The organism is Sorangium sp. So ce834 (assembly GCF_051521425.1).
Taxonomy (GTDB): Bacteria; Myxococcota_A; Polyangia; order Polyangiales; family Polyangiaceae; genus Sorangium; species Sorangium cellulosum_D.
This window is the reverse complement of sequence record NZ_CP150351.1, coordinates 5,016,209-5,042,435: the sequence shown is the minus strand read 5'-3', so window position 1 is coordinate 5,042,435 and position 26,227 is coordinate 5,016,209. Positions and strand designations below refer to the sequence as shown.

15 protein-coding genes are annotated in these 26,227 nt (G+C 75.3%); 8 read left to right on the top strand and 7 right to left on the bottom strand.

Annotated features, from left to right (window positions below; all coding sequences use genetic code 11):
- Positions 1 to 14 precede the first annotated feature (14 nt).
- Positions 15 to 2,660: a DNA mismatch repair protein MutS gene (gene mutS, locus WMF20_RS18275; protein ID WP_437615311.1), complete on the bottom strand. Its 2,646-nt coding sequence runs from the start codon at positions 2,658 to 2,660 to the stop codon at positions 15 to 17.
- Between the two features lie 7 nt (positions 2,661 to 2,667).
- Between mutS and WMF20_RS18270 the strand changes: the two genes are divergently transcribed.
- Positions 2,668 to 2,844 carry a hypothetical protein gene (locus WMF20_RS18270; RefSeq protein ID WP_437615309.1) on the top strand — a complete coding sequence of 59 codons (177 nt, stop codon included), beginning with the start codon at positions 2,668 to 2,670 and terminating at the stop codon, positions 2,842 to 2,844.
- Here the strand turns inward: WMF20_RS18270 and WMF20_RS18265 are convergent.
- Positions 2,841 to 5,732 carry a hypothetical protein gene (locus tag WMF20_RS18265; RefSeq protein WP_437615307.1) on the bottom strand — a complete coding sequence of 964 codons (2,892 nt, stop codon included), beginning with the start codon at positions 5,730 to 5,732 and terminating at the stop codon, positions 2,841 to 2,843. The genes WMF20_RS18270 and WMF20_RS18265 overlap by 4 nt on opposite strands.
- A complete protein-coding gene (locus tag WMF20_RS18260; protein ID WP_437615305.1) occupies positions 5,729 to 7,420 on the bottom strand; it encodes a hypothetical protein in 1,692 nt (563 codons plus the stop codon). The genes WMF20_RS18265 and WMF20_RS18260 overlap by 4 nt, the downstream gene beginning before the upstream one ends.
- A 616-nt stretch (positions 7,421 to 8,036) precedes the next feature.
- Between WMF20_RS18260 and WMF20_RS18255 the strand changes: the two genes are divergently transcribed.
- The 5 genes from WMF20_RS18255 to WMF20_RS18235 all read left to right on the top strand — a co-directional run bounded on the left by WMF20_RS18255 (position 8,037) and on the right by WMF20_RS18235 (position 17,261).
- The gene (locus tag WMF20_RS18255) at positions 8,037 to 9,335 is read left to right on the top strand and encodes a PP2C family protein-serine/threonine phosphatase (RefSeq protein ID WP_437615303.1); all 1,299 of its coding nucleotides are present in this window, start codon (positions 8,037 to 8,039) and stop codon (positions 9,333 to 9,335) included.
- A 458-nt stretch (positions 9,336 to 9,793) separates the two neighbouring features.
- Positions 9,794 to 10,834 carry a hypothetical protein gene (locus WMF20_RS18250; RefSeq protein ID WP_437615301.1) on the top strand — a complete coding sequence of 347 codons (1,041 nt, stop codon included), beginning with the start codon at positions 9,794 to 9,796 and terminating at the stop codon, positions 10,832 to 10,834.
- Positions 10,835 to 11,115: 281 nt separating this feature from the next.
- Positions 11,116 to 15,252, top strand: coding sequence for a serine/threonine-protein kinase (locus tag WMF20_RS18245; protein ID WP_437615299.1), 4,137 nt, complete (start codon positions 11,116 to 11,118; stop codon positions 15,250 to 15,252).
- Between the two features lie 90 nt (positions 15,253 to 15,342).
- Positions 15,343 to 16,023 carry an OmpH family outer membrane protein gene (locus WMF20_RS18240; RefSeq protein ID WP_437615297.1) on the top strand — a complete coding sequence of 227 codons (681 nt, stop codon included), beginning with the start codon at positions 15,343 to 15,345 and terminating at the stop codon, positions 16,021 to 16,023.
- A 56-nt stretch (positions 16,024 to 16,079) separates the two neighbouring features.
- Positions 16,080 to 17,261 (top strand): hypothetical protein, encoded by a 1,182-nt coding sequence (locus tag WMF20_RS18235; RefSeq protein ID WP_437615295.1) that lies wholly within the window; start codon positions 16,080 to 16,082, stop codon positions 17,259 to 17,261.
- A gap of 67 nt (positions 17,262 to 17,328) precedes the next feature.
- Here WMF20_RS18235 and WMF20_RS18230 read toward each other — a convergent pair whose 3' ends face one another.
- Together WMF20_RS18230 and WMF20_RS18225 are read right to left on the bottom strand one after the other, a co-directional pair.
- Positions 17,329 to 18,447, bottom strand: a complete 1,119-nt coding sequence (locus tag WMF20_RS18230; protein ID WP_437615293.1) for a hypothetical protein — start codon at positions 18,445 to 18,447, stop codon at positions 17,329 to 17,331.
- A 145-nt stretch (positions 18,448 to 18,592) separates the two neighbouring features.
- Positions 18,593 to 20,695 (bottom strand): hypothetical protein, encoded by a 2,103-nt coding sequence (locus WMF20_RS18225; protein WP_437615291.1) that lies wholly within the window; start codon positions 20,693 to 20,695, stop codon positions 18,593 to 18,595.
- A 64-nt stretch (positions 20,696 to 20,759) separates the two neighbouring features.
- On the opposite strand from WMF20_RS18225, the gene WMF20_RS18220 reads away from it, so the two are divergent.
- Positions 20,760 to 21,194, top strand: coding sequence for a hypothetical protein (locus WMF20_RS18220; protein WP_437615289.1), 435 nt, complete (start codon positions 20,760 to 20,762; stop codon positions 21,192 to 21,194).
- Between the two features lie 79 nt (positions 21,195 to 21,273).
- Positions 21,274 to 22,746: a hypothetical protein gene (locus tag WMF20_RS18215; RefSeq protein WP_437615287.1), complete on the top strand. Its 1,473-nt coding sequence runs from the start codon at positions 21,274 to 21,276 to the stop codon at positions 22,744 to 22,746.
- A gap of 112 nt (positions 22,747 to 22,858) precedes the next feature.
- Here the strand turns inward: WMF20_RS18215 and WMF20_RS18210 are convergent, their stop codons facing one another.
- Positions 22,859 to 23,461, bottom strand: a complete 603-nt coding sequence (locus WMF20_RS18210; RefSeq protein WP_437615285.1) for a hypothetical protein — start codon at positions 23,459 to 23,461, stop codon at positions 22,859 to 22,861.
- Positions 23,461 to 26,223: a type VI secretion system Vgr family protein gene (locus tag WMF20_RS18205; protein WP_437615283.1), complete on the bottom strand. Its 2,763-nt coding sequence runs from the start codon at positions 26,221 to 26,223 to the stop codon at positions 23,461 to 23,463. Before WMF20_RS18205 ends, WMF20_RS18210 begins: the two co-directional genes overlap by 1 nt.
- Positions 26,224 to 26,227 lie beyond the last annotated feature (4 nt).

Below are 26,227 nucleotides of genomic sequence, written 5' to 3'. Positions count from 1 at the left end.
GCCGGCCGCCGCGGTCATTTGCCGGCGCCGCCGAGCAGCCCCTTCAGCTTCGCCACGAGCCGCAGCGCGTCGAGCGGCGCGAGCCGATCGACGTCCACGGCGCGGAGGGTCTCGAGGACAGCCGCCTGCTCCGGCGTCACGGCGGCCTGCGCCGGGACGAACAGGTCGAGCTGCGCGGCGCCGCCGCGCGTGCGGCCGCGGAGCGAGGCGTGCTTGCCGCCCGGGAGCGCGGCGCCCGACTCCAGGGTCGCGAGGATCGCGCGGGCGCGCGCGAGCACGCCCTCGGGCACGCCCGCGAGCCGCGCGACCGCCACGCCGTAGCTGCGGCTCGCGGGGCCGGGCTCGAGCTTGTGCAGGAAGATCACGTCGTCGCCGTGCTCGCGCGCGGCGACCGAGTAGTTCGCGATGCCCGGCGCGCGCGCCGAGAGCTCCGTCAGCTCGTGGTAGTGCGTCGCGAACAGGGCGCGGCAGCCGATCGCGTCGAACAGGTGCTCGGCCACCGCCCAGGCGATCGCGAGGCCGTCGTACGTGCTCGTGCCCCGGCCGATCTCGTCGAGGATCACCAGCGAGCGCCGCGTGGCGTCGCGGAGGATCTCGGCGGTCTCTCGCATCTCGACCATGAACGTGCTCTCGCCCCGCGCGACGTTGTCGCTCGCGCCCACGCGCGAGAGGATCCGGTCGACGAGGCCGATCTCGGCCTCGCGCGCCGGCACGTAGCTGCCCATCTGCGCGAGCACCACGATGAGCGCGACCTGGCGCATGAGCGTCGACTTGCCGGCCATGTTGGGGCCCGTGATCAGCCAGAGCCGCTCGCCCGAGAGATCGAGGCGGGTGTCGTTCGGCACGAAGTGCCCCGCGGCCGCGTAGCGCTCGACCACGGGGTGGCGGCCGTCGCGGATCGCGAGCGCCTCGCCGGCCGTGACGTGGGGCCGCACGTAGTCGTTGCGGTGGGCGACGTCGGCGAGGGCGGCGGCGACGTCCCACGCCGCGAGCCTGCGCGCGAGGGCGCGGAGGCGGCCCTCGCTCTTCGCCACGAGGCCCCGCAGCCGCTCGAAGAGCGAGGCCTCGCGCTCCAGCGCGCGCGCCCCGGCGTGCTCGATCTTGTCGGCGAGCTCGTCGAGCTCGTCGCTCGTGTAGCGCTCGCCGGTCGCGACGGTCTGCTTGCGGCGGAAGCTGTCCGGGACCTTGGCGACGTGCGCGCGCGTCACCTCGATGTACCAGCCGAAGACGCGCGTGTACTTGACCCGGAGCGACGGCGCGCCCGTCTGCGAGCGCAGCTTCGCCTCGAGCGCGAGGATGAGCTCGGTCGCGTTCTTCTCCACGGCGCGCGCCTCGTCGAGCTCCTTGTCGTAGCCCTCGCGGAAGATGCCGCCCTCGCGCGCGTTCGGCGGCGGCCGCTCGACCAGCGCGGCGGTGAGCTCGGCGCAGACGTCGGCGGCGACGTCCACGGCCGCCGCCTCGGCGAGCAGCGGCGCCGCGCCCCCGTCGCCGAGGTCGGGGATCGACCGGACCGCGGCGACCGCCGCCGGGGCCGCCGCGAGGCCGTCGCGCAGGCAGCCGAGGTCGCGCGGCGTGGCCTCGCCGAGGAGCGCGCGGACGCTGAGGCGCTCGAGGTCGCCGACGCCGCCGAGCGCCTCGCGCAGCTCGCCGCGGGCGCGCGGGTTCGCGACGAAGAGCTCCACCTCGTCGAGGCGGCGGCGGATGGCCGCGACGTCGGCGAGCGGCGTGAGCAGGCGGCGGCGCAGGAGCCGGGCGCCGCCCGGGGTGACCGTGCAGTCGATGACGTCGAGGAGCGTGCCGCGGCGGCCGCCGTCGGCGGCGCGCGCGAGCTCCAGGTGCGCCTGGGCCGTCTCGTCGATGCGCAGCGTGCCCGAGGTGTCGTGCGGGGCGATGCGCCGCACCGGGATGCGCGCGCCGGGGCTGCAGCGGCGCGCGAAGCGCAGCGCCCGCGCCGCCGCGCGCACCGCCGGGAGCGGGTGCTCGGCGAGCGCCGCGGCCGAGATCGGCTCGATCGCGGCGTCGTCGAGGATCGACGCGACGTCCGCGCTGTCGAGCTCGTCGTCGTCGCGCAGCGCCGCGCGGCAGGAGAGCGAGGTCGCGGCCGCGCGGATGTCCGGCAGATCCCGGGCGATCAGCGCCTCGCGCGGATCCGCCCGGGAGAGCTCCGCGAGCAGCGTGGCGGCGTCCGGGACCGACGTCGCCGAGAGCTCGCCCGTGGAGAGATCGAGCAGCGAGAGGCCGTACGGCCCGCTCGCCGCGCCGGCGTCGCCGCGCGGCGCGCCGCCGCCATCGACGGCCGCGAGGTAGTGGTTGGCGCGCGCGTCGAGCTGCTCGGTCTCGGTCACGAGCCCCGGCGTGACGACGCGCACCACCTGCCGCGGCACGAGCCCCTTGATCTTCGACGGGTCGCCGCACTGCTCGCAGATCGCCACCTTGTGGCCGAGCGCGAGGAGCCGCGCGATGTACCCGTGCGCCGCGTGGTGCGGGACGCCGGCCATGGGGACCTCCTCGGGCTCCCCCTTGTTGCGGCTCGTGAGCGTCAGGTTCAGCGCGCGCGACACGAGGACCGCGTCGTCGTTGAACATCTCGTAGAAGTCGCCCATCCGGAAGAAGAGGATCGCGTCCGGGTGGAGCGCCTTCGCGTCCTCGTACTGACGCATCACCGGCGTGAGCTTCTTCCTGGCCGCGGGCTGCTCGGACAGTTGCATCGCCGGGGTTTTAACCGCGACGCCCGGCAAGGTCTACGCGGGACTCGAGCGTTCGCAGCGCGATTATCCCGCGATTTTCGTGGAAAACTCGGCGCAGAAACCGGAATGGCGCGCGCCGCTCGGCGGGTGGAGCTAGTGGAACCGGCGCACGACCTCGGCGCCGTTTCCGCCGAGCAGGATCAGGCCCTGGAACGAGCCGTCGGTGACGGCGATCTCCCCGGTCGCCGGGACGGGCCGGATGGCCTGGGGCTGGAGCTCCACCTGGTTCCTGACGAGGTCCACGAAGAGGGGGTTGAACGCCCCCTGGGTGGTGAAGCGGAACTGCATGTCCTGCTCGGGCACGCCCCCCGTGATGGCGAAGCGGAACATCGGGTTGACGAACGCGCCCGGCGCGCCGTCGGTCACCCGCCCGTCGACGGGCGTGTGCGCGACGCGCCCGTTGAGCCGCGCGAGGCGCGCGTCGCACGAGTCGCGGCACCTGCCCGTTTCGGGATCGGCGATCACGCGGTGCAGGAAGCCGGCCGCGTTGCTCCGGACCACCCACTGGCGCGCCGGGCGGACGTCGAGCTGCACCTCGCCGGGGAAGCAGCACGCCGCGAACGCGACCTCGTCGACCGCGGGATCGCGCGACTCGAGCGCGAGGCGGTCCTCGTAGGCCTCGGCGACGCGGAGCCCCGGGCGCGACGTGATGACGCTGCCGTACTTCGCGTTGCAGCTCTCGAACGAGCACACGGCCGGATCGACCTCGTCCCAGTAGCCGGCGTCCTCGCCCGGGAGCTCGGACGTGATCTGCACGAAGTCGGCGAGCTCGGCGGCCCGCGCGTCGGCCTCGCCCTCGGGGACGCCGGCGGCGAGCAGCTGCTCCCGGGCGCTGGCCCGGCTCTGCACGCCGCGGCGGCAGAAGCGGGCGTCGCCGCTCCTCACGGCGGCCTCCTCGTCGAAGTGGACGAAGGTCCGCGTGAAGCCGGGGAGCGTCCCCTCGTAGGTGACGGTCCACGCCTCGTTGACGAGGTGCACGCGGGGGTCCTCGAGGTTCATCGCCAGCGCGTTCTGCGGCTGGCCGGACCTCAGCACGAGCCCCCGCTCGTCGAGCGCGCTCTCGCCGGTGTCGGCCGACTCGATCGCCGCGCGCTGGGTGCCCACCGCGAGCGCGAGCGCCGGCGCGTCCGCGGCCTCGGACGGGAGCGTGGCGCGCATCTTCGGGCTGTCCGCGGAGAGCGGGACGACCGCGCCGCTGCGATCGTAGAGGATCGGCAGGCCTTGCACGCCGGGCTCGAGGACGCCGGTGGCGTCGTTCGTCACGACGTAGTCCTCCGAGCGGAGCGCGTGCGGGAGGACGACGTTGCAGGAGACCTCGCCGCTCGTCTTGAGCGGCTCGCCGCCGGGAGACGCCCCGGCGCAGCCCGCGCGTGCGCTCTGCTGCTCGGGCCCGCGGCAGGCCGCGTCGAGGTCGTCGACGTCGACGACCGCGACCTGGCCGTTCGTGAGCGCGAGGTAGGCGAACGAGCCGCGCAGCTTGAGCGGGCCGGCGCCGGAGTCGCGGTTCGGCGAGGTGCGGTACAGCGTCTCGAGGTCGCACGAGGCGACGTTGACGTCGCACTGCCTGAGGTCCGGATCCGGATCGCACCGGAGGCCCTCCGGCGCCACGCCCGACGCGGGGAGGATGGCGGGGGCGTCGCGATGGACGATCGCGAGATCGCGGACCGGCGCGGTCAGCCGGATGCGGTCGGGCGGCTGGAACGGGTTCCACTCCGGATGGGGGCGCGCGAGCGGCGACCGGCTGGACGCGCCGTCGCTGACGTCGAAGACCATGACGCTGCCGTCGCCCGCGTCGACCGCGTAGAGGTAGCGGCGGAAGTCGGGCGGGAGCGCCTGGCTCACCGCGATGCGCCTCGTCGTGACGACGCGCGCGGGGTCGAGCGTCGACGCGGGCAGGAGCGGGGGCAGCTCGGTCGGCGCGCAGGGCGTCGGGAGATGGACGACGTGGATCACCGGCGCGTCGAGATCGCCGATGAACAGCCGGTCGCCGGCGAGCGCGAGCCCCGCGGGCCGCGGCGTCGCGACCGCCTGCGCGGGGCGCGCCGGGGTCTCCGGCTGGACGCACGCGGCGGGGCCGTCCGGCGCCTCGTCGGGCGCCGGGGACGGCGGCGCGACGGGCAGCGAGACCTCGAGGGGGACCCACCGCTCCACCTCGCACGGCGCGAACCCGCCGTCCTGGTACCGCTCGTCCTGGAGGAGCGTCTGCGCGTCGATCACGGCGAAGCCGCCGAGCTCGGGCATGCTCACGACGAGCTTCTGCCGGCCGAGCCCCTCCTGGCTCAGGTCGCCGCTCCCGCTGCCGCAGGCGTCGCCGCCCGCCTCGGCCTCCTCGGGGCTCGCCGGCTCGACGTCGTAGGCGCCCGAGCACGAGGCCCGCAGCTTGCCGTCGGGATCCGGCGGATCGGAGGCGAGCAGCACCTCGCCGGGCGGCGAAGGAAGCGAGCACGCCGGCCACGAGGTGAGCGACGGGACCGGACAGCCGGTGCGCGGCACCACCTTCGACGACGGGAGCGCGAAGATGCCCGCGCGCCCCGGCTCGGCGACGGCGACGAACGACGCGGTGCCGCCCGGCGTCGCGATGATGTCGACCGGCTGCGCGCCGACCGGGAGGAAGCTCGCGCCGGGCGTGCCCGTGTCCTGATCGAGGATCGGCGAGCTCTCGGTGGTCATGTCGATGACCGCGATCTCGCCGCGCGACGTCTGCGTCACGAGGGCGTAGAGGTGCGGGAGCGTGGCCTTGCCCCCGCTGGCCGCGTCGACGCCGAAGTCGCTGGGCGACTTGGCCGTGCGGTCCCCGCAGTCGGTGATCGGCAGCGAGCGCACCACGCCCGGCGCCTTCGGATCCGGCCGGTCGACGGCGAGGCAGACGAAGGCGCTCTGGCCGGACTGCGCCAGCGCCTCGACGGCGACCGGCTCGGGGTCCTCGGCGCACCCGGCGAGCGCCAGGACGGAGGCAGGGGCGATGACCGCGGCGCGCAGCTTCATTGGGACTCCCGGGGCGGGACCGGCGTGCCCACCGTGAGGATCATCTGTGCGGACGTGTTCGCCTTGCGCAGGTCGAGGTCGACGACGCCGAGGTACGAGTCGGTAAAATGCGCGATGTACATGAGGGAATAGGGTTCGCAGCCGTCGCTGCCCGGCGCGCAGTCGCAGCGCTCCTTCTCGTCGCCGCAGGCGTAGCCCGTGTCGAACGCGAGCGCCTGCGGCCCGCGCCCGGTGGCGATCTCGGCGTCGACGCGGCGCGCTTCCGGGTCGTAGGAGAAGACGCGCCCCGAGTCGAACGCGGCCGCGAAGACCCGGCGGTGGCGCTGGTTGTCCGCCCCGATCACCTCGCCCACCTCGACCCGCGACGGGTAGGCCGCGAGCCGCGCGGCGTCGCGGATCCTGACCGTCTCGTACGCCGCGGCCCACCGATCCTCGGGCCTCTCGGGATCGGCCGATGCGTTCTCGACCAGGGTCGTGATCACCTCCCCGATGAGCAGCGAGTTCGGGAAGCGGTGCGCCACGTACAAATCGAGCGGGATCTCCGTGCACCGCGCGAGGCACGCGTAGTCGGCGTCCCCGCAGCCCGCCTCGCACGCCTGCCGCTCGCGCGCGTCGATCGCGATGCCGCGGGAGTCGGTGCCGTTCGCGAGCGCGGTGATCGGGGTGGTGGGCGACTCGAAGAGGAGCGCCGCCGCGCCCTCGGACGCTTCCTGGTAGCGGAGCAGACCGAGCTGCGGCGCCGCGATGAACGTGAGCGCGAACGCGGGCTGGTAGTCGATCTCCTGGTCGGCTGCCTTCAGCTGGGCGATGAGGCGCGGGCGCGGCACGGCCGCGAGCTCCGTGGGGCCGAGGGCGAGATCGGTGAGGACCGCGGCCAGCTGCGGCCTCCTCCCTCTCTCCCACGGGTTCACGATGACGCTCGCGGTGTCCTCCGTCTGGTGCGAGACGACGACGCTCGTCCCGTCCGGGCCGGCGGCGATGCCGAACGGCTCGAGCGGCAGCTTGCGCCGGAGGAGCTCCTGGCCCGGATCCTCCCCGATGCGGTGGTCTCGGCCGCAGCGCCCCCCCGCCTCGGCCGCGCCGCAGTCCAGCTGAAAGCAGGAGTCCCCGCTGCAGCGCTGCGCGTCGGGGGCGTCGAGCCGATCGTCGGCGACGTCGAAGAAGGTCACCGAGGGGTCGCCGCGGACGGGCACGAACAGCCGCGCCTTGGGCGCGTCCGCGTCGCCGCCGGCGGCGTCGCCGGCGAGCGGCCGGTGCACGAGGAGGACGTTCGACGCGAACGCGCCGATGACGGCCGAGCTCCGCACGACCGCCTCGTCTCCCTGGAGGGAGGAGAGATCGAGCGGCGCGCACGGCCCCGGGTAGCTCAGCGGCGCCGGGTTGGTGCCGAGGCCCACGGCCCCGCACGCCGCGCTCACGGTGACGCCCTCGCCCGCTTCGGCCGGCGCGAGCGACGCCTGGAGCGCGAGCGCCCGCTTGCGCAGCCGCTGGAGATCCAGCGCCTGGACCGTGCCGCCGTTGTACTGGAGATCGAAGTCCGAGTTCGCGACGTAGAGGACCCGGCCGCCGGGGGACGCCGCCAGGCCGGTCGGGAAATAGAGCCCTGCGCCCGGCGGCGGGAGCCCCTCGCTGTCGACGAAGCAGCCGGCACCCCCGAGCCCGCCCAAGATCGAGGCCGCGAGGCCCACGCCAACGATGCGAGGTGTCTGGAGAAGTGCGCGGCCGAGCTTCATGCGGGCGCGGAGACTAGTCAGCGCCACGAGCACTGGCAACCCGCTCCACGAGTTCGTTTGCGGCGGACGCGCGCGGCGCGCGCCGGCGCGACGGAAGCGTGCGGCGCATGCCGGCGCGAGCGTCGGCGGACGAAGCCGGCTCCGGAGAGCGCGCAGCGCCGGGCGGTGGAGGGCACCGCGACGTCTCGAGCGCGTCGAGCGCGGGCCCTTCGACCTCGCCGCGGTCGCAGCGGGCGTCGCGGCGACCAAGGACCGAGGCGCTCGCTCCTCCGGTTGCCGCAACGCAGCACGACCCCGCGCCCGGCCCGGCGAGCGCACACAGCGTGGCGGCGCCGCCGCCCGCGAGGTGTGCTGTGGCGCCCGCCCGCCGGCGCGCCCGCGACAGGACGCAACGTCGCTCTCCTGCGCCGATTGGTACCCAAGGTGCGCCCTTCCGGTGCGGGCTCCGCCGCCGAGGCCGGGGCAAGATCGATCGCCGTCGTCCGTCCCCCTGCATGTTGATCTCGGAGACGCGTCGCGCCTTTGCTACGTTGGTCGCCGGGACATGGCCGATCTCGCAGCCGCCCTTGTCATGGGAATCGCCCTTCTCGGGCTGATCTATTGGTATTTTCGTTCCAACAACGGCGACCGGGCACGGCCGCGCGCGGCGATGACGCCGTCGCACGGTGGCCCAGGAGCCCAGGCCCTCGACGAGGGGGAGGCAGATCTCGAAGGCCGAGCGGCCGCAGCCGACGCACAGGAAGACGCGCGCGTGCCCGCGGGCGAGAGCTCTCACGCGAAGACCACGGGTGGACACGGCCGCGCGGAGCGCGTCTCGGGCGCCGACTGGAAACGTGCGAACGGGCCGTCGCGCCACGACGACGACGATGACGCCTTCGACGACGACGACGACCTGACGCTGATCACGCTGGCGCCGCCGGAGGTGCTGCAGAGCACGATCAAGCGCCCGAGCGCCCCGTCGTACGGCGGCGACGACGACGACGACGACGATGACGACGATGAGCACGAGCGCGAGGAGCCCTCCGCCGTGCCGATCATCTACGACGACGAGGCGGCGGTGGACGAGCCGACCAGCTCGTCGCCGCTCCTGCTCATCAGCGCCGTCGGGCAGACGGATCCCGGCCAGAAGCGCAAGAAGAACGAGGACTGCTATCTCTGCCTGGACGAGCACTACCTGTTCGCCGTGGCCGACGGCATGGGCGGCCACGCGGGCGGCGACGTCGCCAGCCGCCTCGCGGTCGACACGATCGCGCGGGCGTTCAGGGATGAGTCGTTCGTGGACAGCGACGCCGAGAGCCCCTACCCCGACGTCCCCCGCCGGGGCAGCGAGCTCGCCGTGGCGATCCAGCGGGCGAACCAGGCCATCTACGAGCGCGCCCACGCCGAGCGGAGCCTCACCGGCATGGGCACGACCCTCGTCAGCGCCCGGTTCTCGCCCAACAAGCAGCGCCTCTACATCGGCCACGTGGGCGACAGCCGCTGTTATCGCCTCCGCGACAACGAGCTCACGCAGCTCACCACCGATCACACGATGGGCGCCGCGGGGATCACCGGGCCGATGGCCAACCACCTGAGCCGGGCGATCGGGATCTCCCCCGCGGTCAAGGTCGATCTGATCATCGCTCGCCCGCACCCCGGCGACGTCTACCTCCTCTGCTCCGACGGCCTGTCGAAGATGACGACGCACGAGGCCATCCGCGACATCCTCCTCGCCGAGCCCGATCCCGAGAAGGCATCGCAGGCGCTCATCGAGAAGGCGAACGCGGGCGGCGGCCGCGACAACATCACCGTCATCCTCGTCCGGGTCAGCGACCCCAAGGATCTCGCGCGGCTCGCCTCGCGCGCCGGCGCCGGCGCCGGCGCGGGCTGATCGCCCGGCCTTCTCCCCTCTCTCTCGTCCTCTCCCCCCTCCCATCGACATCGACCCCGCGCAGCGCTGGCCGAGCGGCCCGCGCTGACGGCGGAGCGCGCGCACGCGGTCGCCGCACGCCGTTCGCACGCGGTCGCCGCACGCCGCTTGCACGCCGTTTGCGCGCTGTTACGGCCAGCGTGCCTCGATTGCCATGAATACAGCCACGCTCGCTCGATGGACCGCACAATGGCCCAATACGTACGCTGGCCAGAATCGTCACAGATTCGGATCTCGGCCGCTCACAAATCACGTTAACGAGCCCATTACGCATCATCATCTTCGATTATCACGCTGCGTGGCGCTCGCCGGGCTCGAGATCGCGCGCCAAAGAAGCGTCATGAGCTCTTGACGCGCTATGCCTCGAGAGCTCTCAATGGCCGCCGCCAACAGCCAATCCGCGGAGCCATCGAACCGGAATGCCACGCATCTCTCTCTGCAAGATTGTTTTCGCCTCTCTCCTGTTCAGCGCGCCCGCGCTGGCCGCGGAGCCGACGCGCCGCACGCTGCGGATGCACTACAGCGAGGATCCGCGAGCGGCGTCGTGCCCGGGAGAGGGCGCGCTGCGCGAGCAGGTCCGGCGGCGCACGGGCTACGACCCCTTCCGCGAGGACGCGCCCGAGGGGGTCGACGTGGCGATCGGGCCTCGCGGCGCGGCGCTGATCGCCACCCTCAAATACCGGGACGAAGATGGCAGGGAGTCCGCCCCGCGCGATTTCAGCGCTCCGCTCGGCGACGGCGCCTGCGCGCTGCTCACGAGCTACGTCGCGCTCTCGATCGCGTTCACGCTGACGCCGTTCGGGAGCGACAGACAGGTCCCCGCGACGGCGCCGCCTCCCCCCGAGCTCGCGCCGCCTCCGGCCCCGCCGCGGCCGCGCACGCCGCCGGCGCGCCCGCTCCCCGCGACAGAGCCCGCCGGGCGCCGGAGCGCGATCCGGGGCGGCACCGGCGTGTTCGCGCAGATCGGGCTGACCGATCAGCTGATCGGCGGCGTCTCCTGGTTCTGCGAGGCGCGCTGGTCGGACCGCCTCTCCTTCGGTCTCGAGGTCCAGGATGCGTTCCTCCCGCTGAGCGCAGGCCCGAGCGAGGGGGGCTGGAGCCTGGGCGCCTCGAGCGCCGGCGGGCGCTCGGACGAGGAGCCGGGCCACACCCGCATGCTCGTCACGACCGCGCTGGTCCCGTGCCTCCACACGAACGACCTGCTCGCCACCTGCACCGTCGTGGAGCTCGGCGTGCTGACGCTCTCCGGGCAGCCCGGCAGCCCGAGCGGGCTGCTCCTGGTGTTCGTGGCGCTCGGGCTCCGCACCGGGGTCGAGCTCGCGCTGAACGACCGGCTCTCGCTCTCGACCCACCTCGAGCTCCTCACGGCCGTGGGGCTTCAGCAGCGCTCCCCCGTCGACGTCCTGAGGGCTCCTCATCTGAGCGCGTCCGTGGGCGCCGGGGTGATCGCGGCGTTCTGAGCGCGCCGGCCGGCGCAAGCGCATGCGGCGCGCAGCATGCGGCGCACAGGAGGCGCGCGGGATGCTTCCGGCGAGGTCATGACGGTGAGGACGGCGCGGCGGCACGGATCGTGGCTGGAATTTTCGACCACCGGCCCGGTCCTCGACGCGCTCCCTCGGGGCGCCGCGCGCCGCGCCGCGCGACGAGCGTCGGCCCAGGTCGCCCGCCGGCGCGCGCCCCGCGGCGCAGAGCGCCTTCTCTCTGGCACGAAGCCGCGAAATTCGCGTAGCCTTTCCTGACGGTGCTCCCGGAGTTCACCGATCCGACCGACCGCTTCATGATCGAAGCCCGCAGCCGAAGCGGCGGCATGGGCGATATTTTCAAGGGCACCGACCAGACCACCGGCGCCCCGGTCGCGATCAAGATCCTGCGCGCCGCCGCGTCGCCCCAGGAGCGCGCCCGCTTCGCGCGCGAGATCGCGATCCTCGCCGATCTGCGGCACCCGAACATCGTCCAGTACATCGCGCACGGCACCTGGCTCGACGGGCGCCTGTTCTTCGCGATGGAGTGGCTCGACGGCGAGGACCTCGGGCAGCGCCAGCGGCGCGCGCCGCTCGGCCTGCGCGACTCGGTGGAGGTCGTCCGGCGCAGCGCGGCCGCCATGGCGGCCATCCACGCGCGCGGCGTCGTCCACCGCGACCTCAAGCTCTCCAACATCTTCCTCGTCCGCGGCAAGGGCACCGCGATCAAGCTGATCGACTTCGGCGTGGTCAAGCTCGCGACCCCGGACGACTGCCCCACCGAGCGCGGCACGATCATCGGCACCCCGCACTTCATGGCGCCCGAGCAGGCGCGCGGCGAGCCCGTGGACGCGCGGGCCGACGTCTACTCGCTCGGCTCCGTGCTGTTCCGCCTCGTCACCGGCAGGAACGTGTTCGAGACCGAGCACGCGATCGCCCTGCTCGGCCGCCTCGTGCTCGAGGACCCGCCGCGCGCGCAGCAGATCCGCTTCGACGTGCCGGAGGCGCTCGACGAGGTGATCACGCGCGCCGTCGCCCGCGATCGCGAGGTGCGGTACGAGAACGGCGGCGAGCTGGCGCGCGCGCTCGCGCGCGTCGGGGAGCTCAACAACGACCCCCCGGCGACCGACAGGTCCGCTTCGGCGATCCGCCGCGCGGCGGCGCCGGAGGTCAGGTCGGGCCCGGCGAGCCCCGCGGGGCCGAGCGACGAGCGGCCGCAGGTGCGCCTCGCGACGAGCGAGCGGCGCGTGGTCGCGTGCGTGCTCTTCGAGCTCGGCGCCGGCCCGCTCCGCCCCGAGGTGGACGCCGCGCTCCGCGAGGTCCTCGGCGACGACGCGCGGCTCGAGCCGCTCCTCAGCGGGAAGATGGTCGCGGTGCTCGGGGTGGAGCGCTCGCGCGGCGACGAGGCGATGCGCGCCGCGCGGGCGGCGCTGACCGTCGCCAGGTCGACGCCGGGCGCGCGGGTCTCGGTCGCGGTCGGGCACGCGGTCCGCGGCCGCGCGAACCTCGCCGGCGAGGCGCTCGAGCGCGCGGCGCAGCAGCTGGAGTCCGCGGTGCCCGGCGCCGTCCGCATCGACGGGTACGCGACCGCGGCGCTCGAGGGGCGGTTCGTGGTGCAGGAGGACGCGCGCGGCGGCGTGCTCCTCCACGAGGACGCGGCCGGCTTCGACGCGCGCAAGCTCCTCGGCCCCCCCACGCCGACCATCGGGCGCGAGCACGAGATCGCGCGGCTGCAGGGCATCTACAGCGACGTCGCCGAGGACGCGGTCCCGCGCGCCGCGCTGGTGACCGGCCCGGCCGGCATCGGCAAGAGCCGCGTCCGCGCCGAGCTGATCCAGCGCCTCGACATGGCGCCGCACGCGCCGGTCATCCTGCTCTGCCGCGGCGATCCGATGAGCCAGGGGTCGGGGCTCTCCGGCCTGGGCCGCGCCCTGCGCGCGCTCATGGGCATCCACGACGGCGAGCGCCTCGACGAGCAGGTGCAGAAGGTGAACGCCCACGTGGCGGTGCGCCTGGCCCGCCCGCTGCGGTTCCTCGCGGGCTTCATCGGGGAGCTCGCCGGCGTGCCCTTCCCCAACGAGGGCAACGAGCCGCTCCGCGCCGCCCGCGAGAGCCCGCAGCTCATGGAGTCGCGCACGCGGATGGCGATCGAGGCGTTCTTCCGCTCGAAGTCCGAGAGCACGCCGCAGATCCTGGTCATCGAGGACATGCACTGGGCCGACAGCACCACCGTCGAGCTCGTCGACTGGCTGCTCGGCTGCACCGACCTCCGCTTCGGGGTCTTCGGCTTCGCGCGCCCCGAGCTCGCGGGCCGGTTCCCGTCGCTGTGGCAGGAGCGCAACGTGACCCGCATCGCGCTCTCCCCGCTGTCGCCGCAGGCCGCGGATCGCCTCGTGGCGACCGCGCTCCCCCAGGCCGACCCGGCCACGCGCGGCGCCATCGTGCAGCGCGCCGGCGGCTACGCGCTCTTCCTGGAGGAGCTCATCCGGCACGCCGCCGAGGGGCGCGACGACGTGCCGCTCAGCGTGCAGGCGCTCGTGCAGCACCGCGTCGACCGCATGTCGAGCGGGGTGCGCGAGGTGCTGCGCGCCGCGTCCGTCTTCGGCCCGGTCTTCTGGACCGCGGGCGTCGAGGCGCTGCTCGAGCGCGCCGTGGGCGCGGAGCTCGCCGAGCTCGAGGCGGGCGAGATCATCGCGCGCGAGCTTTCGCCGCGCGTCGCGGGGCACGCGCAGTGGACGTTCCGCCAGTCGCTCGTGCGCGACGCGGCGTACGCCTCGATCCTCGAGGAGGACCGCGCCGCGCTCCACCGCGCCGCGGCCGCGTGGCTCGAGTCCGCGGGCGACGTCGACCCGGGGCTCGTCGCGCGCCACGCCGAGGCCGGCGGCGAGAAGACGCGGGCCGCGCTGCTCTACGCCCGGGCGGCGCGGGCCGCGGTGGCGAGCGGCGCGGAGCTCGACGCGGCGCTCGATCTCGCGACGCGCGGGCTCGCCTGCGGGGCCGAGGGGACGACGCGCGCGACGCTCCTCGTCCACCGGGGCGAGGTGTGCGAGCTCCTGGGCCGCGCCCCCGAGGGGCTCGACGCGGCGGAGGAGGCCGCGCGCCTCGCGCTGCCCGGATCGGACCTGTGGGGCGAGGCGCAGCTGCTCGCGGCCCGGTGCATGATCGCGGCCGGCCAGAGCGCGGAGGCGGACGCGCGCGCCGCCTCCGCGCTCTCGCCGCAGTTCGCGGCGGCGCTCTCGCCGCAGATCCGCGCGATGCTGCTCGCGTCGCGCGTGCGCGCCCTCGTCGACCTGAGCCGGCCCGCGGAGGCGCTCGGCGCCGCGGAGGCGGCGATCGAGGTCGCGCGCGCGAGCGGCTCGACGGCCGCGCTCCTCCACACCCGGGAGGCGCACCTCGCCGCGCTGATGCACGTCGGCGACCTCTCCGCCGCGGCCTCCGCGGGCGCGTCGCTCGTCGCGGACGCCGACGCCGAGGGCGACGCCGTCATCGCGGCCAAGGCCCGCCTGAACACCGGGTCGGCGCTGAACCAGCTCGGCCTGTTCGAGGAGGCGCAGGCGCTGCTCGAGCGCGCGCTGCAGGGCGCGCGGAGCCGGAAGCTCCGGGCGCTCGAGGGCTTCGCGCTCCACAACCTCGGCATGTCGTACGCGCGGCTCGGCAACCTCGAGGAGGGCATCGCGCACGAGCGCCAGGCGAGCCGGATCGCCGACGAGTGCCACGTCGCGCGCCTCCGGATCGCCGGCCGGCTGTACGAGGCGATCTTCCTCGTCTGGCGCGGCGCGCCCGGCGATTACGGGACCGCCCACTCCATCGCGCGCTGGCTCTGCGAGGAGACCGCGCGCCACGCGACCGCGCTGCAGGCGATGGCGAGCTTCGCGCTCGCCCGCGTCCAGCTGGCGCGGCGCGAGCTCCGGGCCGCGGTCGAGGCGGCGCGGGAGGCCGCGCGCCACCTGGAGGGCGGGCCGATCGAGGAGTGGAACGACGCGATCCGCCTCACGCTCGTGGAGGCCCTCCTCGCGGCCGGAGAGGAGCGCGAGGCGCACGCCGCGCTCGACGCCGCGTTCACCGCCCTCCGCGCGCGCGTCGACGCCCTCCGCGATCCCCGCCACCGCGAGGCGTTCCTGCGCGGGAGCGACGACGTCGGGCGGCTCATCGCGCTCGCCCGCGAGCGCCTCGGCCGTTCGCTGCCCGCGGCCTCGGCGGAGCACGCGGCGGACGCGTCCGTCCATCGGGCCGCTGCAGCGCCGTCGCGAGGCAGGAGCGCGACGAAGACCGCCAGCGCCGTCTCGCGGAAGGATCGCGCCGACGCGCCGGGCGCCGAGGCCGCGGGGCAGCGCGGCGCGGGGCCGGCGCAGGGCAAGGAGGCGCACGGCGACGGCGCGGCGGCTCCGGCGCGCGAGAAGGGCGCGCCACGTTCTTGACGTTGGGTGACCAGGTAGCTAAGGCCTTGCCCGATGCAAAACAACGCTCCTGAGCGGCCCTTCGCGCGCTGCTCCACGATCTCCAGCCCCGTGCGTTCGGCCGACGCGAGCCGTTGTGCTGCGCCCCCTGCCCGCCGTGCCGCGGGCCGGCGCCCCGCGGCGCGCCTCCTGCCGCTGATCGCCGCGGCGGCGCTGGGCGGGGCGGCGCTCCTGTCGTCCGCGCCCGCGTTGGCGCAGTCGAAGATCGCCGTCGTCGACGTGCGCCGCGCCATGCTGGAGACGGAGGAAGGGCTCCGCGTCCAGGCGACGCTCAAGAAGCTGTTCGACAGCCGCCAGGTCGAGCTCGACACGAAGCAGCGCGCGCTCGCCGACGAGCGCGACAAGCTCGACAAGGAGGCCCAGGCGGGCAAGACGCCGAAGGACGCGCTCCAGCGCCGGTTCGAGACGTGGCAGCGCCAGGCCGCCGAGCTCCAGGCGACGATGGTCGATTACCAGCGCGAGATGCAGCGCAAGGAGAGCGAGCTGACCACGCCGATCCTGCAGAAGGTCCTCGGCCTGCTCCGCCGCCTCGCCGCGCAGGAGGGGTACGACCTCATCCTCGACAAGTCGGCCGCGCCCTATTACCGCGCCGATCTCGAGCTCACCGATCGCGCCATCCAGATGTACAATAGCGGGCAGGTTGGCGAGGCGGCGCCCCCCAAGGGCGCGCCGCCGGCCAAGGGCGCTGCGCCCGCGGCCCCGGCGAAGCCGGCCGCGCCGGCCAAGAAGTAGCCGAGCCGCGACGGCCCTCGGAGGGGCCCGCGCCGCTCCGTCGGGGAGGTGATCCGGTGACCTCGTCTCTCGTCGGCCGGGGAGCGCGCCTCGCGGCCTGGATCGGGCTCGGCGCCGCGGGCGCCCTCGCCGCGCCCGCGGCGTGCCTGTACCCCGACTACACCTTCGATGAGCCGGAGCCCTCGGGGAGCGCCGGCGCGGGCGGCGGGGCCGGCGCGGAGGACTGCTCGAACGGCGACGACGACGACGGCGACGGGCTGGTCGACTGCGCGGACCCCGCGTGCGGCGACTTCGTGTGCACGACGGCCGTGCCAGAGGGCTGGAGCGGCTACTTCGCGCTGTTCGACGGGGAGCCCGCGAGGGACCCGGGCTGCCCCGACGCGTTCGCCGCGGGGGAGCCGTTCGTCGGCAACCGCGGCCTGTCCGCGCCGCCGGCGCGCTGCACGTGCTCGTGCGGCCCGGCGGAGGGGCAGGCGTGCGATGCGCTGGGGGACGTCCTGATCACGGTGAGCGACGCGCCGTGCGGGTCGGCGCACGTCTGCGCGTGGGAGCTCGACAAGATCCCCGGCTGGATGCCCAACACCTGCAAGGGCCCCGACGGGGTGTTCGGCGGCGGGACGACCTGCATGCCGGGCGGCCGCTGCGACGCGAGCCCGGACGGGCGTCCGTGCGTCGCCTCGGTCTCTGCGAGCGCGATCGCCGCGACCGGCGGCGCGTGCGCGGCGAACCCCGTGCAGGTCCAGACGGAGGACCCGCGATGGACGCGGCTCGGCCGCGCGTGCGCCGCCGCCGAGCCGCCGGGTCAGGGCTGCAACCTCGGTCGGGTCTGCGTGCCCAGGCCGGCGGCGCCGTTCGAGGGCGGGCTCTGCATCGCGAAGGACGGCGACAACCCCTGCCCGCCGGGCGCGTACACGGAGAGGCACGTCTTCTTCACCGGCGTCGAGGACGACCGCGGCTGCAAGGACGACTGCGCGTGCGGGGCGCCGTCGGGCGGGGCCTGCCCGACGACGATCACCCTCTACTCCGACGACGATCGGATCGACACGTGCACGACACCATTGACCGAGCTGCAGACCGGCGGGTGCGAGGACCTCGAGGGGAACCCCACGATCGTCGGGCGCAAGGCGATGCCGCCCGGCGCGCCCACCGGCGGCGCGTGCGCGGCGAGCGGAGGGACGGCGACCGGAGAGGCCCGGGGCGCCGCCCCGAGGACGTTCTGCTGCCAGGGCGCAGGCTGACCGGCCCGGAGGGCGCCGACCGGCCCGCGGGCGCCGAGGCGACCCGGCCGCAGCGGCCTCGGCGGCCTCAGAACCTGCCGGCGATGCTGAGGCCCGCGAGGTCGGCGCCGGGCGCCTGCGGCACGACCTCCGCGCGGCGGACGCGCCCGCCGGCGCTCCGCCGCGCCGCGGCCCGGGCAGCGGCGGCGCCCGCGTCCGGCTCGGCGGCGCCGCCGCTGCTCGTCGCGAGCAGGACGATGCCCGCGGCCACGGAGGCGACGCCGAGCCCGATCGCCGCCTCGGCCACGCCCGTGTAGAGCCGGCCCCGGTCGGCGATCGGCCTGGCCGAGGGAGGGCAGCTCCTGTCGCCGCCGCACAGCGCGTCGAGATCGCTCAGCGTGCCGGCGCGGAGGCCGAGGAAGACGCCGCCCACGGCGCCGAGCGCGATCCCGGCGCCGAGCGCCACGAGGCCCGGCGCCTTCGACGGCCGCGCCGCCGCCGGCGCCTCGCTCGCCGTCGCCGCCGGCGGCGCTCCCGGCGGCGGCGCGCCCGCGGCGGGCGCAGCGGCCGCCGGCGGCTCGGCGATCGTGATCTCCACGGTCTTCGCGTGGCCCTCCTCGAGCGTGACCGTCTCCCGCACCACCTCGCGGCCGCCGATCCGGGCGGCGACCACGTGCGGCCCGGGGTCGACCGGGATGTCGGCGCTCATCTCCGCGGCGCCGAGCGCGGTGCCGTCGAGCAGGATCGTCGCGGTGAGCGCCCCCGCGCCGCGGCGGATCGCGAGCCTCGGGACGCGCGCCTCGAGATCCTCGATCCGCGCGCCGACGTTCGCGGTGACGTCGTTCGCCCTCGGGTCGCCCGCGGCCGCGGCCGCGGCCATGCGGTAGTTACCGAGCGCCGAGACGAGCTTGCCGAGCCGCGCCTCGCACTCGGCGATGTTGAACAGCACCTGCGGCGTGCGCCGCACGTTCGCGACCGCCTGGAACCTCGCGAGCGCCGCGGCGCAGTTGTTCGCCGCGCTGAGCGCGACGCCCTCCTGGAAGAGCACCCGCGCCGCCGCGAGCTCCTCCTTCGTCTGGGCCCCCGCCGGAGGCGCCGCGACAAGCGCGGCGCCGAGCGCCGCGGCCGCGACGATCTGCCTGCCGGTCTTGCGAAGTCCGCCCTGCTCCATGATCCCCTCGGGGGCGCAGCGCCCAGCGTGGGCCATGCTCCCTCCATGGCGCGCGGCGCGGCAAGGCCGGCAGCGCGCGCCGCCTGCGCGGCGCGGCGGCTCGGCGCTGGAGTTCATCCTGCCGCCGTGGCCCGCGCGACAAGCGAGGCGCCCCGCGACGCCGCGCGCCCCCTCGCCTCGCTCACCCCGCGCGCCGGCGCGGCCGCGTCCAGCGCCCCGGCGCGCCCGACGCGTGCGCGGCGATCGGCCGCCACGCCGCGATGGCCTCCTCCTGCACCACCACGAAATCGTGCGGATCGAAGCGCACGAAGGCCCCGGTGCGGACGATGAGCTCGCGCTGGAGGTGCCGCCGCTCCGCCGGGGTGACCCGGCCCGCGTCGAGCTCGTCGAGCACGACCTCCGGCGAGTACGGTCGCCCCCGCCGGTACCGCGCGCCGAGATCCCAGCCCTGGCAGCGCTCCATCCAGAACGCCCTCCAGCGCGCGGCGTCCACCGTGGGCAGCTCCACCAGCTCGGGCGCCGGCGCCGGCGGCATATCGCGCGGGTCGCTCACCAGCTGCGCGACCTTGAGCTCGCGGGGCTCGCCCACATCGGGGTCGGGCGGATCGGCGACCACGATCTCCTCGTCCTCCACCGCGACCTCTTCCCACATCCCGGCGCCGGTGATCCGCTCCAGCGCGAAGGCCGCGGCGAGCTTCACCGCCTTGTCCACGTCGCGCTCGAGCAAGTCGATGAGCAGCGGCACCGCCGAGGCCGCGCCCGTCCAGCCCACGGCCGCGATCAGGCCTTCGCGCGGCGCCTCGAAGGCGCGCGCGACGAGGTGCCGCGCGTCCGCCTCGTCGCCCGCGATCGCGAGCAGGAGCGCCGCCGCGTCGCCGCCCTCCGGCGCCTCCATCGCGCCGCGCAGCGCGATCGAGGCGTGCGGGTGGTCCGAGAGCGCCATGGCCGTCCAGGCGGCCTCGCGGAGCGCCGGGTCCTCGGCCGCGAGGGCCCGCTGGATCAGCTCGGGCAGGCGCTGGCTCGGCCCGCAGGCGAGGTGATGGAGCGCCCGCGCGGCGACCGGGGCCGCCTCGTCCGAGGCGGCCCCGACGAGCTCGTCCTCGGTCGCGAGGCCGCGGTACGCGAGGACGTCGATCGCCATCGCGCGGACCAGCGGCTCGGGCTCGCGGAGCAGGCCGCGGAGCGCGAGCGGCAGGAGCTCGTGCGGGACGAGCTTCAGGGCGGCGCCGAGCTCCTCGATGAACGCCTTGTCCCGGTCGCTCCGGAGCAGCGCGAGCTCGGCCGCGGCGAGCGCGTCGCGGCCGGCGAAGCAGCCGAGCACCATCGCGCTCGCGAAGGCCAGGCTCGGATCCTTCACCGGGGCCTCGGCCACGAGCCGCGGCACGTGCTCGAGCGCCGGCGCCCCGATCGCCGCGATCACGTCGATGGCCGCCAGCAGGCGCCGCTCGAGGACCAGCGCGCCGCGGAAGGGGTCGCCGAGCAGCGGCGCCCGCTGCATGCCGACCATCGCGACCTCCTCGAAGCACTCGCGGGTGCGGGCGCGGAGGAAGGCGAGATCGTCGATCGCGGCGCCGATCTCGGGCGCGAAGCCCGGCGGCGCCGGGCGCGCGGCCGGCTCGTCGCGCCGCGCCGGGAGCGGCCGCGCCTCCGCCGCGGCGGGGAGCGCGCCGGGCGCGGGCGCCCGCTGCTTCAGCGCCTCGACGGCCGCCTTGAGCTCCTCGAACGTCTTCGGCCGCGCGATCGGCGGCGGCGGCGCGGCGACGAGCTCGGCCGGGGGAGGCTCCGGGACCTTGATCCTCGGCACGAGCGACGCCCGCGGGACCGCGTGCAGCCGCGGCCGATCGCGGCTCGCCCGGATCGGCGGCGGGTCGAGCGGCGGCGCCGGCGGCACGGCGGCGAGCCGCGCCTCGGCGCGCTGGAGCCAGGCGCGCGCGCTCCGCAGCCGCTCGCCCACCGCCGCGAGGCCCGCCTCGATCCCCGCCGCCTCGCCGACGGCGATCGCGGCGCCGTCGACCTCCGCCGCGGCGGCGCGCACGGCGGCGACGCGATCGGCGCGGCCGTCGAAGGCGTCGTAGATCGCGCCGAGGGCGCGTTCCAGGGCGCGCGCGGGCCCGGTCAGGTCGGTGACCGGCTCGACGTCGTGCTCGAGCGTCAGCGCCGCGCGGCGGAGCGCGGCGTGCGCGCTCTCGAGCGCGTCGTGGGCGAGCAGGTCGAGGCTGCCGGGCGCGGAGGGCTGCCCCTCCTGACCGCCGGGCGCGACGAAGGGCAGGTACGAGAAGGACACCCGCCATGGATACACCCACGCGGAGGAGGCCCCAAGCCGCGCGCTGAGGTAGCCTGGCCGCGCGATGAAGGATCCTGCGCAGGACGTCGAGGTCTACGCGACGCTGGCCGCCCGGCTCGCGGACCCGGGTGCCGACCGCGCGGCGCTCCTCGCGGAGCACGGGCTCGACGAGGCGGGGTGGGAGGCGCTCGACGACGCCTGGCAGGCGCGGCTCTCCGAGGCGGACGAGGACGACGGCGATGAGGTGGGCGTGCCGCCGCTCGTCGCCGCCTTCGCCGAGACGTTCGCCCGGGTCCAGCGCGGCCGCGCGAAGGGCGAGCTGTCGTTCGAGCGGTTCCTCGAGGCGGCGCGCGCGATGAAGCGGGGCACCGACATGGCGACGGTGCTGAGCCGGCTGGACCTGACGCTGGAGGACTACCTGGGCGCGCAGCAGCGGTGGACCGCGGCGATGCTGGAAGACGACGAGCTCATGGCGCAGTTTCAGCGGGCGATGAGGTAGCGGGGATGGCCGCAGGGCGAGATCGGTCGGGGGAGCCGGCGCATCGCTGAGCGGCGAAGGGGCGTAGGCTCGGGGAGGCATGGTGGAGGGCGAGGGGCGCGAGGGGACGGTCCGATCGATCACGCTCGAGGAGCTCGCCGCCATCGCCGGGGCCCTCGAGGCGGGCTTGCCGCGGGACGAGGTGCTCGCCGGGGCGGGGCTCTCGGTCGAGGCGTGGGAGGCGGCGCGGGAGCGCTGGATGTCGCGGCTCGCCGCGCGGGCCGCCCGGGGGCAGCTGCGATCGAGCCAGCGCTACCTGGAGCTCGTCGCGGAGCAGAAGGGCCGCGCCGAGGCGAAGGCGCGGGACGCGCGCCGGAAGCTGGAGGGGCCGGTGCCGGTGGCGCCCGCGGCGCACCTCTCCCCGCTGAGGAGCGCGCCCCGGGACGCGGCGACGCCGACGCCCGCCGCGGGCGCGGGCGGTGAGGCGGCCGCGCGATCGCCGTGGGTCAGGATGGGCGCGGCCGCGCCGCCGGGGGCCGGCCGCGAGGAGGCGCCGGCGCTGGCGTCGGCCGTGCCGTCGCCGCTGGCGTCGGCCGTGCCGTCGCCGCTGGCGTCGGCCGTGCCGTCGCCGGTGCCTGCGGTCACGCCCGTGGCGAGCTCCGAGCCGCCGACGACGGCGCCGCGGGGCGGCGTGACGCTCTTCGGCATGCAGGCGGTCGCGCCGCGCGAGGCGCTGCCCTTTCGTCGGGCCCCTTCGAGCGCACCTCCGGCCGAGAGCACCGCGACCCCGGCCGCAGCGAGCATGAATGCCACGCGCATCGGGGCGATCAGCCCGCTGCCGGCCGACAAGGCCTTGCCCTTCGCTCGCTCGGCCCCTGTCGCTCCGATCGACACGGCGCTGCCGTTCTCGCGCCCTACCCCTTCGCCCCCGGCCGACAACGCCATGCCCTTCGCGCGCCCCAGCCCTCCGCCCCCGGCTGACAACGCCCTGCCCTTCGCGCGCACTGCCTCTGTGGCTCCGACCGACAAGGCCCCCCTGCCCTTCTCGCGATCCACCCCTTCGCCCCCGGCCGACAACGCCCTGCCCTTCTCTCGCCCTGCCCCTCCGCCTCCGGCCGACAAGGCCCTGCCCTTCTCTCGCCCTGCCTCTCCGCCTCCGGCCGACAGCGTGCTTCCGTTCGCGCGCTCCGCCCCTGCGCAGCCCGTCCGTGACGAGACCGCGCCGTTGCCACCTCAGCGCTCGTCGGGGAGCTGGGCCCTGCCCTTCCAACAGCCGAGCTCCGCCTCCGGAACGCCCGCGAGCGCGTCGCCCGCCACATCCGCCGCGCGGGCGCAGGCCGACGTCGAGAAGCAGGAGATGCGGCGCGTGGAGCGGATCACCCTCGGAGAGTACGCGCACATCTGCGCCGAGCTGCGAGAGCGCCCGGGACACGACCAGCAGATCCAGAGCCGTTACGGGCTCAGCCCGCAGGGCTGGGCCGCGCTCCACGCGATGTGGCACGAGCGCTTCCAGTCCGATCCGGCCCTCAAGGCGCGGTGGCAGGCGCTCATCGAGCAGAGCGCGCAGCGCTGAGCCACGAGCGCCGAGGCGCGGCTTCTCCTGCCCCGACGCGCGCGAGACATCGACCTGCGACGGGCGAGGTCACCGCCCTCCGCCTGGACGCCATCCCCCTCCGCGGCCGCCGTCAGTTCAGGCGCAAGAGCCGCCCCACGATCCGGAACAACCCCCGCGAGGCGGCGCTGATCCGGCTGCCCACCACCTCGATGTCGCCGTCCTCGCGGATGCGGACCGCGCCCCGGCCGGAGCGGAGGAGCAGCTCCTGCTCGCCCTCGATGGTGATCGTCCCCGCCTTGAAGTGGAGCGCCTTCGGCCGCTGTGTCGTCAGGGCCCCGACGATCAGCGGCGGCTCGCCCTCGCAGAGCTCGACGAGCACCGCGTCGCCGCGGGCGTGCGCGTCGGCGATCACCTCGGGATCGACCTCGGGCGCGACCAGCGCCTCGACCGGCCCCGCCGCGCCCCGCACGACAAGCTGCGCCCGCCGCCCGGCGACCGCGGCCACGCGCGCGGTCCGCATCGCGGCGCCGAGCGGCTGCGCGCCCCGCGCCGGGAGCGGCTCCGCGGCCTCCGCGGCCGGCGCCGCGGCCTCCGCGGCCGGCCCGGCGAGCACGTCGTCCAGGGTCACGCGCGGCGCCCCGGACGCCCCTCCGGGCTCGCCCTCGGGCTCCAGCTCCTCCACCGCGGCCGGCGCGCCGGACCGGCCGGGATCCCCGTCGAACGAGGCCGCCATCACACCTCCGAGACCTTCTTCGGCAGCTGGATCTTCGGCGCCAGGAACGCCACGAGCGGGGAGCTGATCGTGACGCCGCCGCCGTTGATCACCACCTCGCTGCCGCCGCACTTGAACACGATGGCGCCCTTCGCCTCCACCTTGTGGAACGCCCCGATGAACGTCGCGGGCCCGACCGCCTGCACCACGTGCGACCCCTTGAGCTTGTCGACGACCGCGCCGCCCACCATCGAGGTGCGCGAGCCGGTGATCGTCTCGCTCTCGCCCGCATTGCTGAGGACCACGAGCCCCGTCGCCTTCTCGCTCTTCGAGCCGGTGACGCTCTCCGCGTAGCTGCCGAACGCGACCTGCACCGTCGCGGCGCCGACGTCGATCGTCTTCTTGCCGGTCACGTTGTTGTCGATGTCCCGGACCGCGCCGAGGATCTTCATCGAGCCCACGTCCTCCTTGTGGGTGCCCGCCACCTTCGCGGTCGAGTGCCCGGGCCCCTTCTCGCGATCGGTCGCGTCGACGCCGTCGACGTTGCCCTCCGGCCCGGCCGCGTTCGCCATCGACGCGCCGCCGCCGCCGCCCGAGTCCATGCCGAGCGCCGACGCGAGCGCCTCCGGCTGGACGAAGACCCGCCCGGCCAGGCTGCTGTGCACCGCGTTCGAGGCGATCGACGCGAGCATGTTGGGAGGACCGGAGCCGCCCGGCGCGCCGCCGCCACCGCCGGCGCCGCCACCGCCGCCTCCGCCCATCGAGGCCGCGAGCTGGCCCGCGCCGGGGATGCCCGACGCGCCCGCGATCATCGCCGGCATGCGGCCCATGTCCCCGCCGGCGACGGCCCGCATCGCGCCCGCGACCCCCTGCGCCTGCTGCGTCAGCGCGTTGATCGGCCCCATCACCTGGTTGATCGCGCCGTCGACCTGCCCCTGGATCGCCGAGATCGCGTTGTTGGCCATCACGCTCGCGAACTGCACCGCCGCCTGCGCCGCGAGCGCGAGCATCGCCTCGAGCGGGTTGCCGTCCATCTCGAACTGGTTCCCGCCCACCGTGGTCGTCGCGTTGCCCTTCGCCGTCACGGCCGACACCGCGTTCACCTCGAGGGTGCGGTTGCCGCCCACGCTGATCGTCTGATCCGCGCCCACCGTGTTCGACGAGCCCTTCGTGATCTTCGTCGTCTGGTTGCCGCCGACCTCGAGGGACGCGTTGTTCCCGACCACCGTGGTCTCGTTGTTGCCGATGTTCTTCTTGGCGTTGTTCGCGGCGGCCGTCTTCATGTCGTGCTGGGCGTGCACCATGATCTCCTCGGCGCCCGCCTTGTCCTCGAAGCGCACCTCGTTGGCGCCGCCGCCGCCCGGCGTGCTCGCGGTGCGGATCGCCGTGCGGGTCTTGCCCTCCGGCAGCGCGTACGGCGGCATGTACACGCCGTTGTAGAGGCGGCCGGTGACGATCGGACGATCGGGGTTCCCCTCCAGGAACTCGACGATCATCTCCCAGCCGATGCGCGGGAGCATCATCGAGCCCGACGTCTGGAGCTGCGCGACCCGCATCCAGCACGAGGCCTTGTCGTCGGTGACGTCGCTGCGATCCCAGTGGAACTTGACCTTGCAGCGGCCGTGCTCGTCGGTGTGGATCGCCTCGGGCTGCGCGCCGGCCGGCGCCACCACGGTCGCGGTCTGCGGCCCCTCGATGACCGGGATCGGGGTGACGCGCCGCGGCCTGTACTTCACGTCGGCCGGCACGAGGCGCGCCCGCGCCCTCGAGCGCGGCGCGGCGCCCTCGCGCTCCTCCCCGTCGTCGTGGACGAAGGTGTGCGTCACCGCGAAGAGGAAGTACTCGCCGTCGAGCTCGCCGGCGTCCGTGATCGTGAGCGTGTGGCCGACCGCGAGCCGCGGGCAGACCGCCTCGATCTCGATCGTGCGCCGCTCGACCTGCTCCTCCTCGAGCCGGATCTGCGCGAGCCGCTGCCCCTCGCTCGGCTCGACATAGCCGCCCGGGTAGTCGTAGCGCTCGAGCTCGGCGTGCTCGCTCGACGCCGCGCTCGCCGTGAGGTCGAGCTGCGGCCGCTCGAAGTCGAAGTCGCGGAGGACGAACTTCCCGGAGCGCACCCGCTCGAGCTCGCGGATCGCGTAGATCGCGTCGCGCTCGTCCGCCGCGCTCAGGCCCGTGCGCCGCCGGAACGGCAGCGCGGGGTCGCCCGGGATCGGCGCGGCGATGGTGCTGTCGTCGTCGAAGACGAGGAGCTCCCCGCCGGCGTCCACCTCGACGAAGCTGTAGATGCCCTCGTGCTCCATGAGCCGCGAGATGAACGCGAGCGCGCTCTCCTGGTACTGCACGCAGTACTCGCGCTTCGGACAGTCGCCGCTGAGCCGCCACTCGACCCGGGCGACCCCGTGCTCGTCGAGCACCTGCGCGACGATGTCCTTGGCGCTCATGTCCTGGAAGATGCGGGAGTCGACGCTGCGCGCGAGGAGCGCGAGCGCGGAGACGACGCGCACGGCGTAGCGCGCGCCGATCGCCTCCATGCCGAGCTCGGAGGAGCCGATCGAGGTCGCGGCCTCCACCGTGCCCGCGATGACGCGCGGCGCCTCGCCGGGCGCGCCGAAGGAGAGCGCCGCGGGCTTGCCGATCATCGCGTCGAGCTCCTGGAACACGTGGAGGATCACCTCGACGTCGACCACGAGCGGCCTGCCCGCCTCGTGGATCGACTCGAAGCGGAGCACCCGGGCGGCGGGGACCTCGTCGATCGTGAAGTGCGCAATGGTCTCGCGTGCCACGTTC

Coding starts and splice junctions, on each gene's coding strand:
- WMF20_RS18215 (WP_437615287.1), top strand. CDS start 21,274: ATGGTGGAGGGCGAGGGGCGCGAGGGGACGGTCCGATCGATCACGCTC.
- WMF20_RS18220 (WP_437615289.1), top strand. CDS start 20,760: ATGAAGGATCCTGCGCAGGACGTCGAGGTCTACGCGACGCTGGCCGCC.
- WMF20_RS18230 (WP_437615293.1), bottom strand. CDS start 18,447: ATGGCCCACGCTGGGCGCTGCGCCCCCGAGGGGATCATGGAGCAGGGC.
- WMF20_RS18210 (WP_437615285.1), bottom strand. CDS start 23,461: ATGGCGGCCTCGTTCGACGGGGATCCCGGCCGGTCCGGCGCGCCGGCC.
- mutS (WP_437615311.1), bottom strand. CDS start 2,660: ATGCGTCAGTACGAGGACGCGAAGGCGCTCCACCCGGACGCGATCCTC.
- WMF20_RS18250 (WP_437615301.1), top strand. CDS start 9,794: ATGCCACGCATCTCTCTCTGCAAGATTGTTTTCGCCTCTCTCCTGTTC.
- WMF20_RS18265 (WP_437615307.1), bottom strand. CDS start 5,732: ATGAAGCTGCGCGCCGCGGTCATCGCCCCTGCCTCCGTCCTGGCGCTC.
- WMF20_RS18255 (WP_437615303.1), top strand. CDS start 8,037: ATGGGAATCGCCCTTCTCGGGCTGATCTATTGGTATTTTCGTTCCAAC.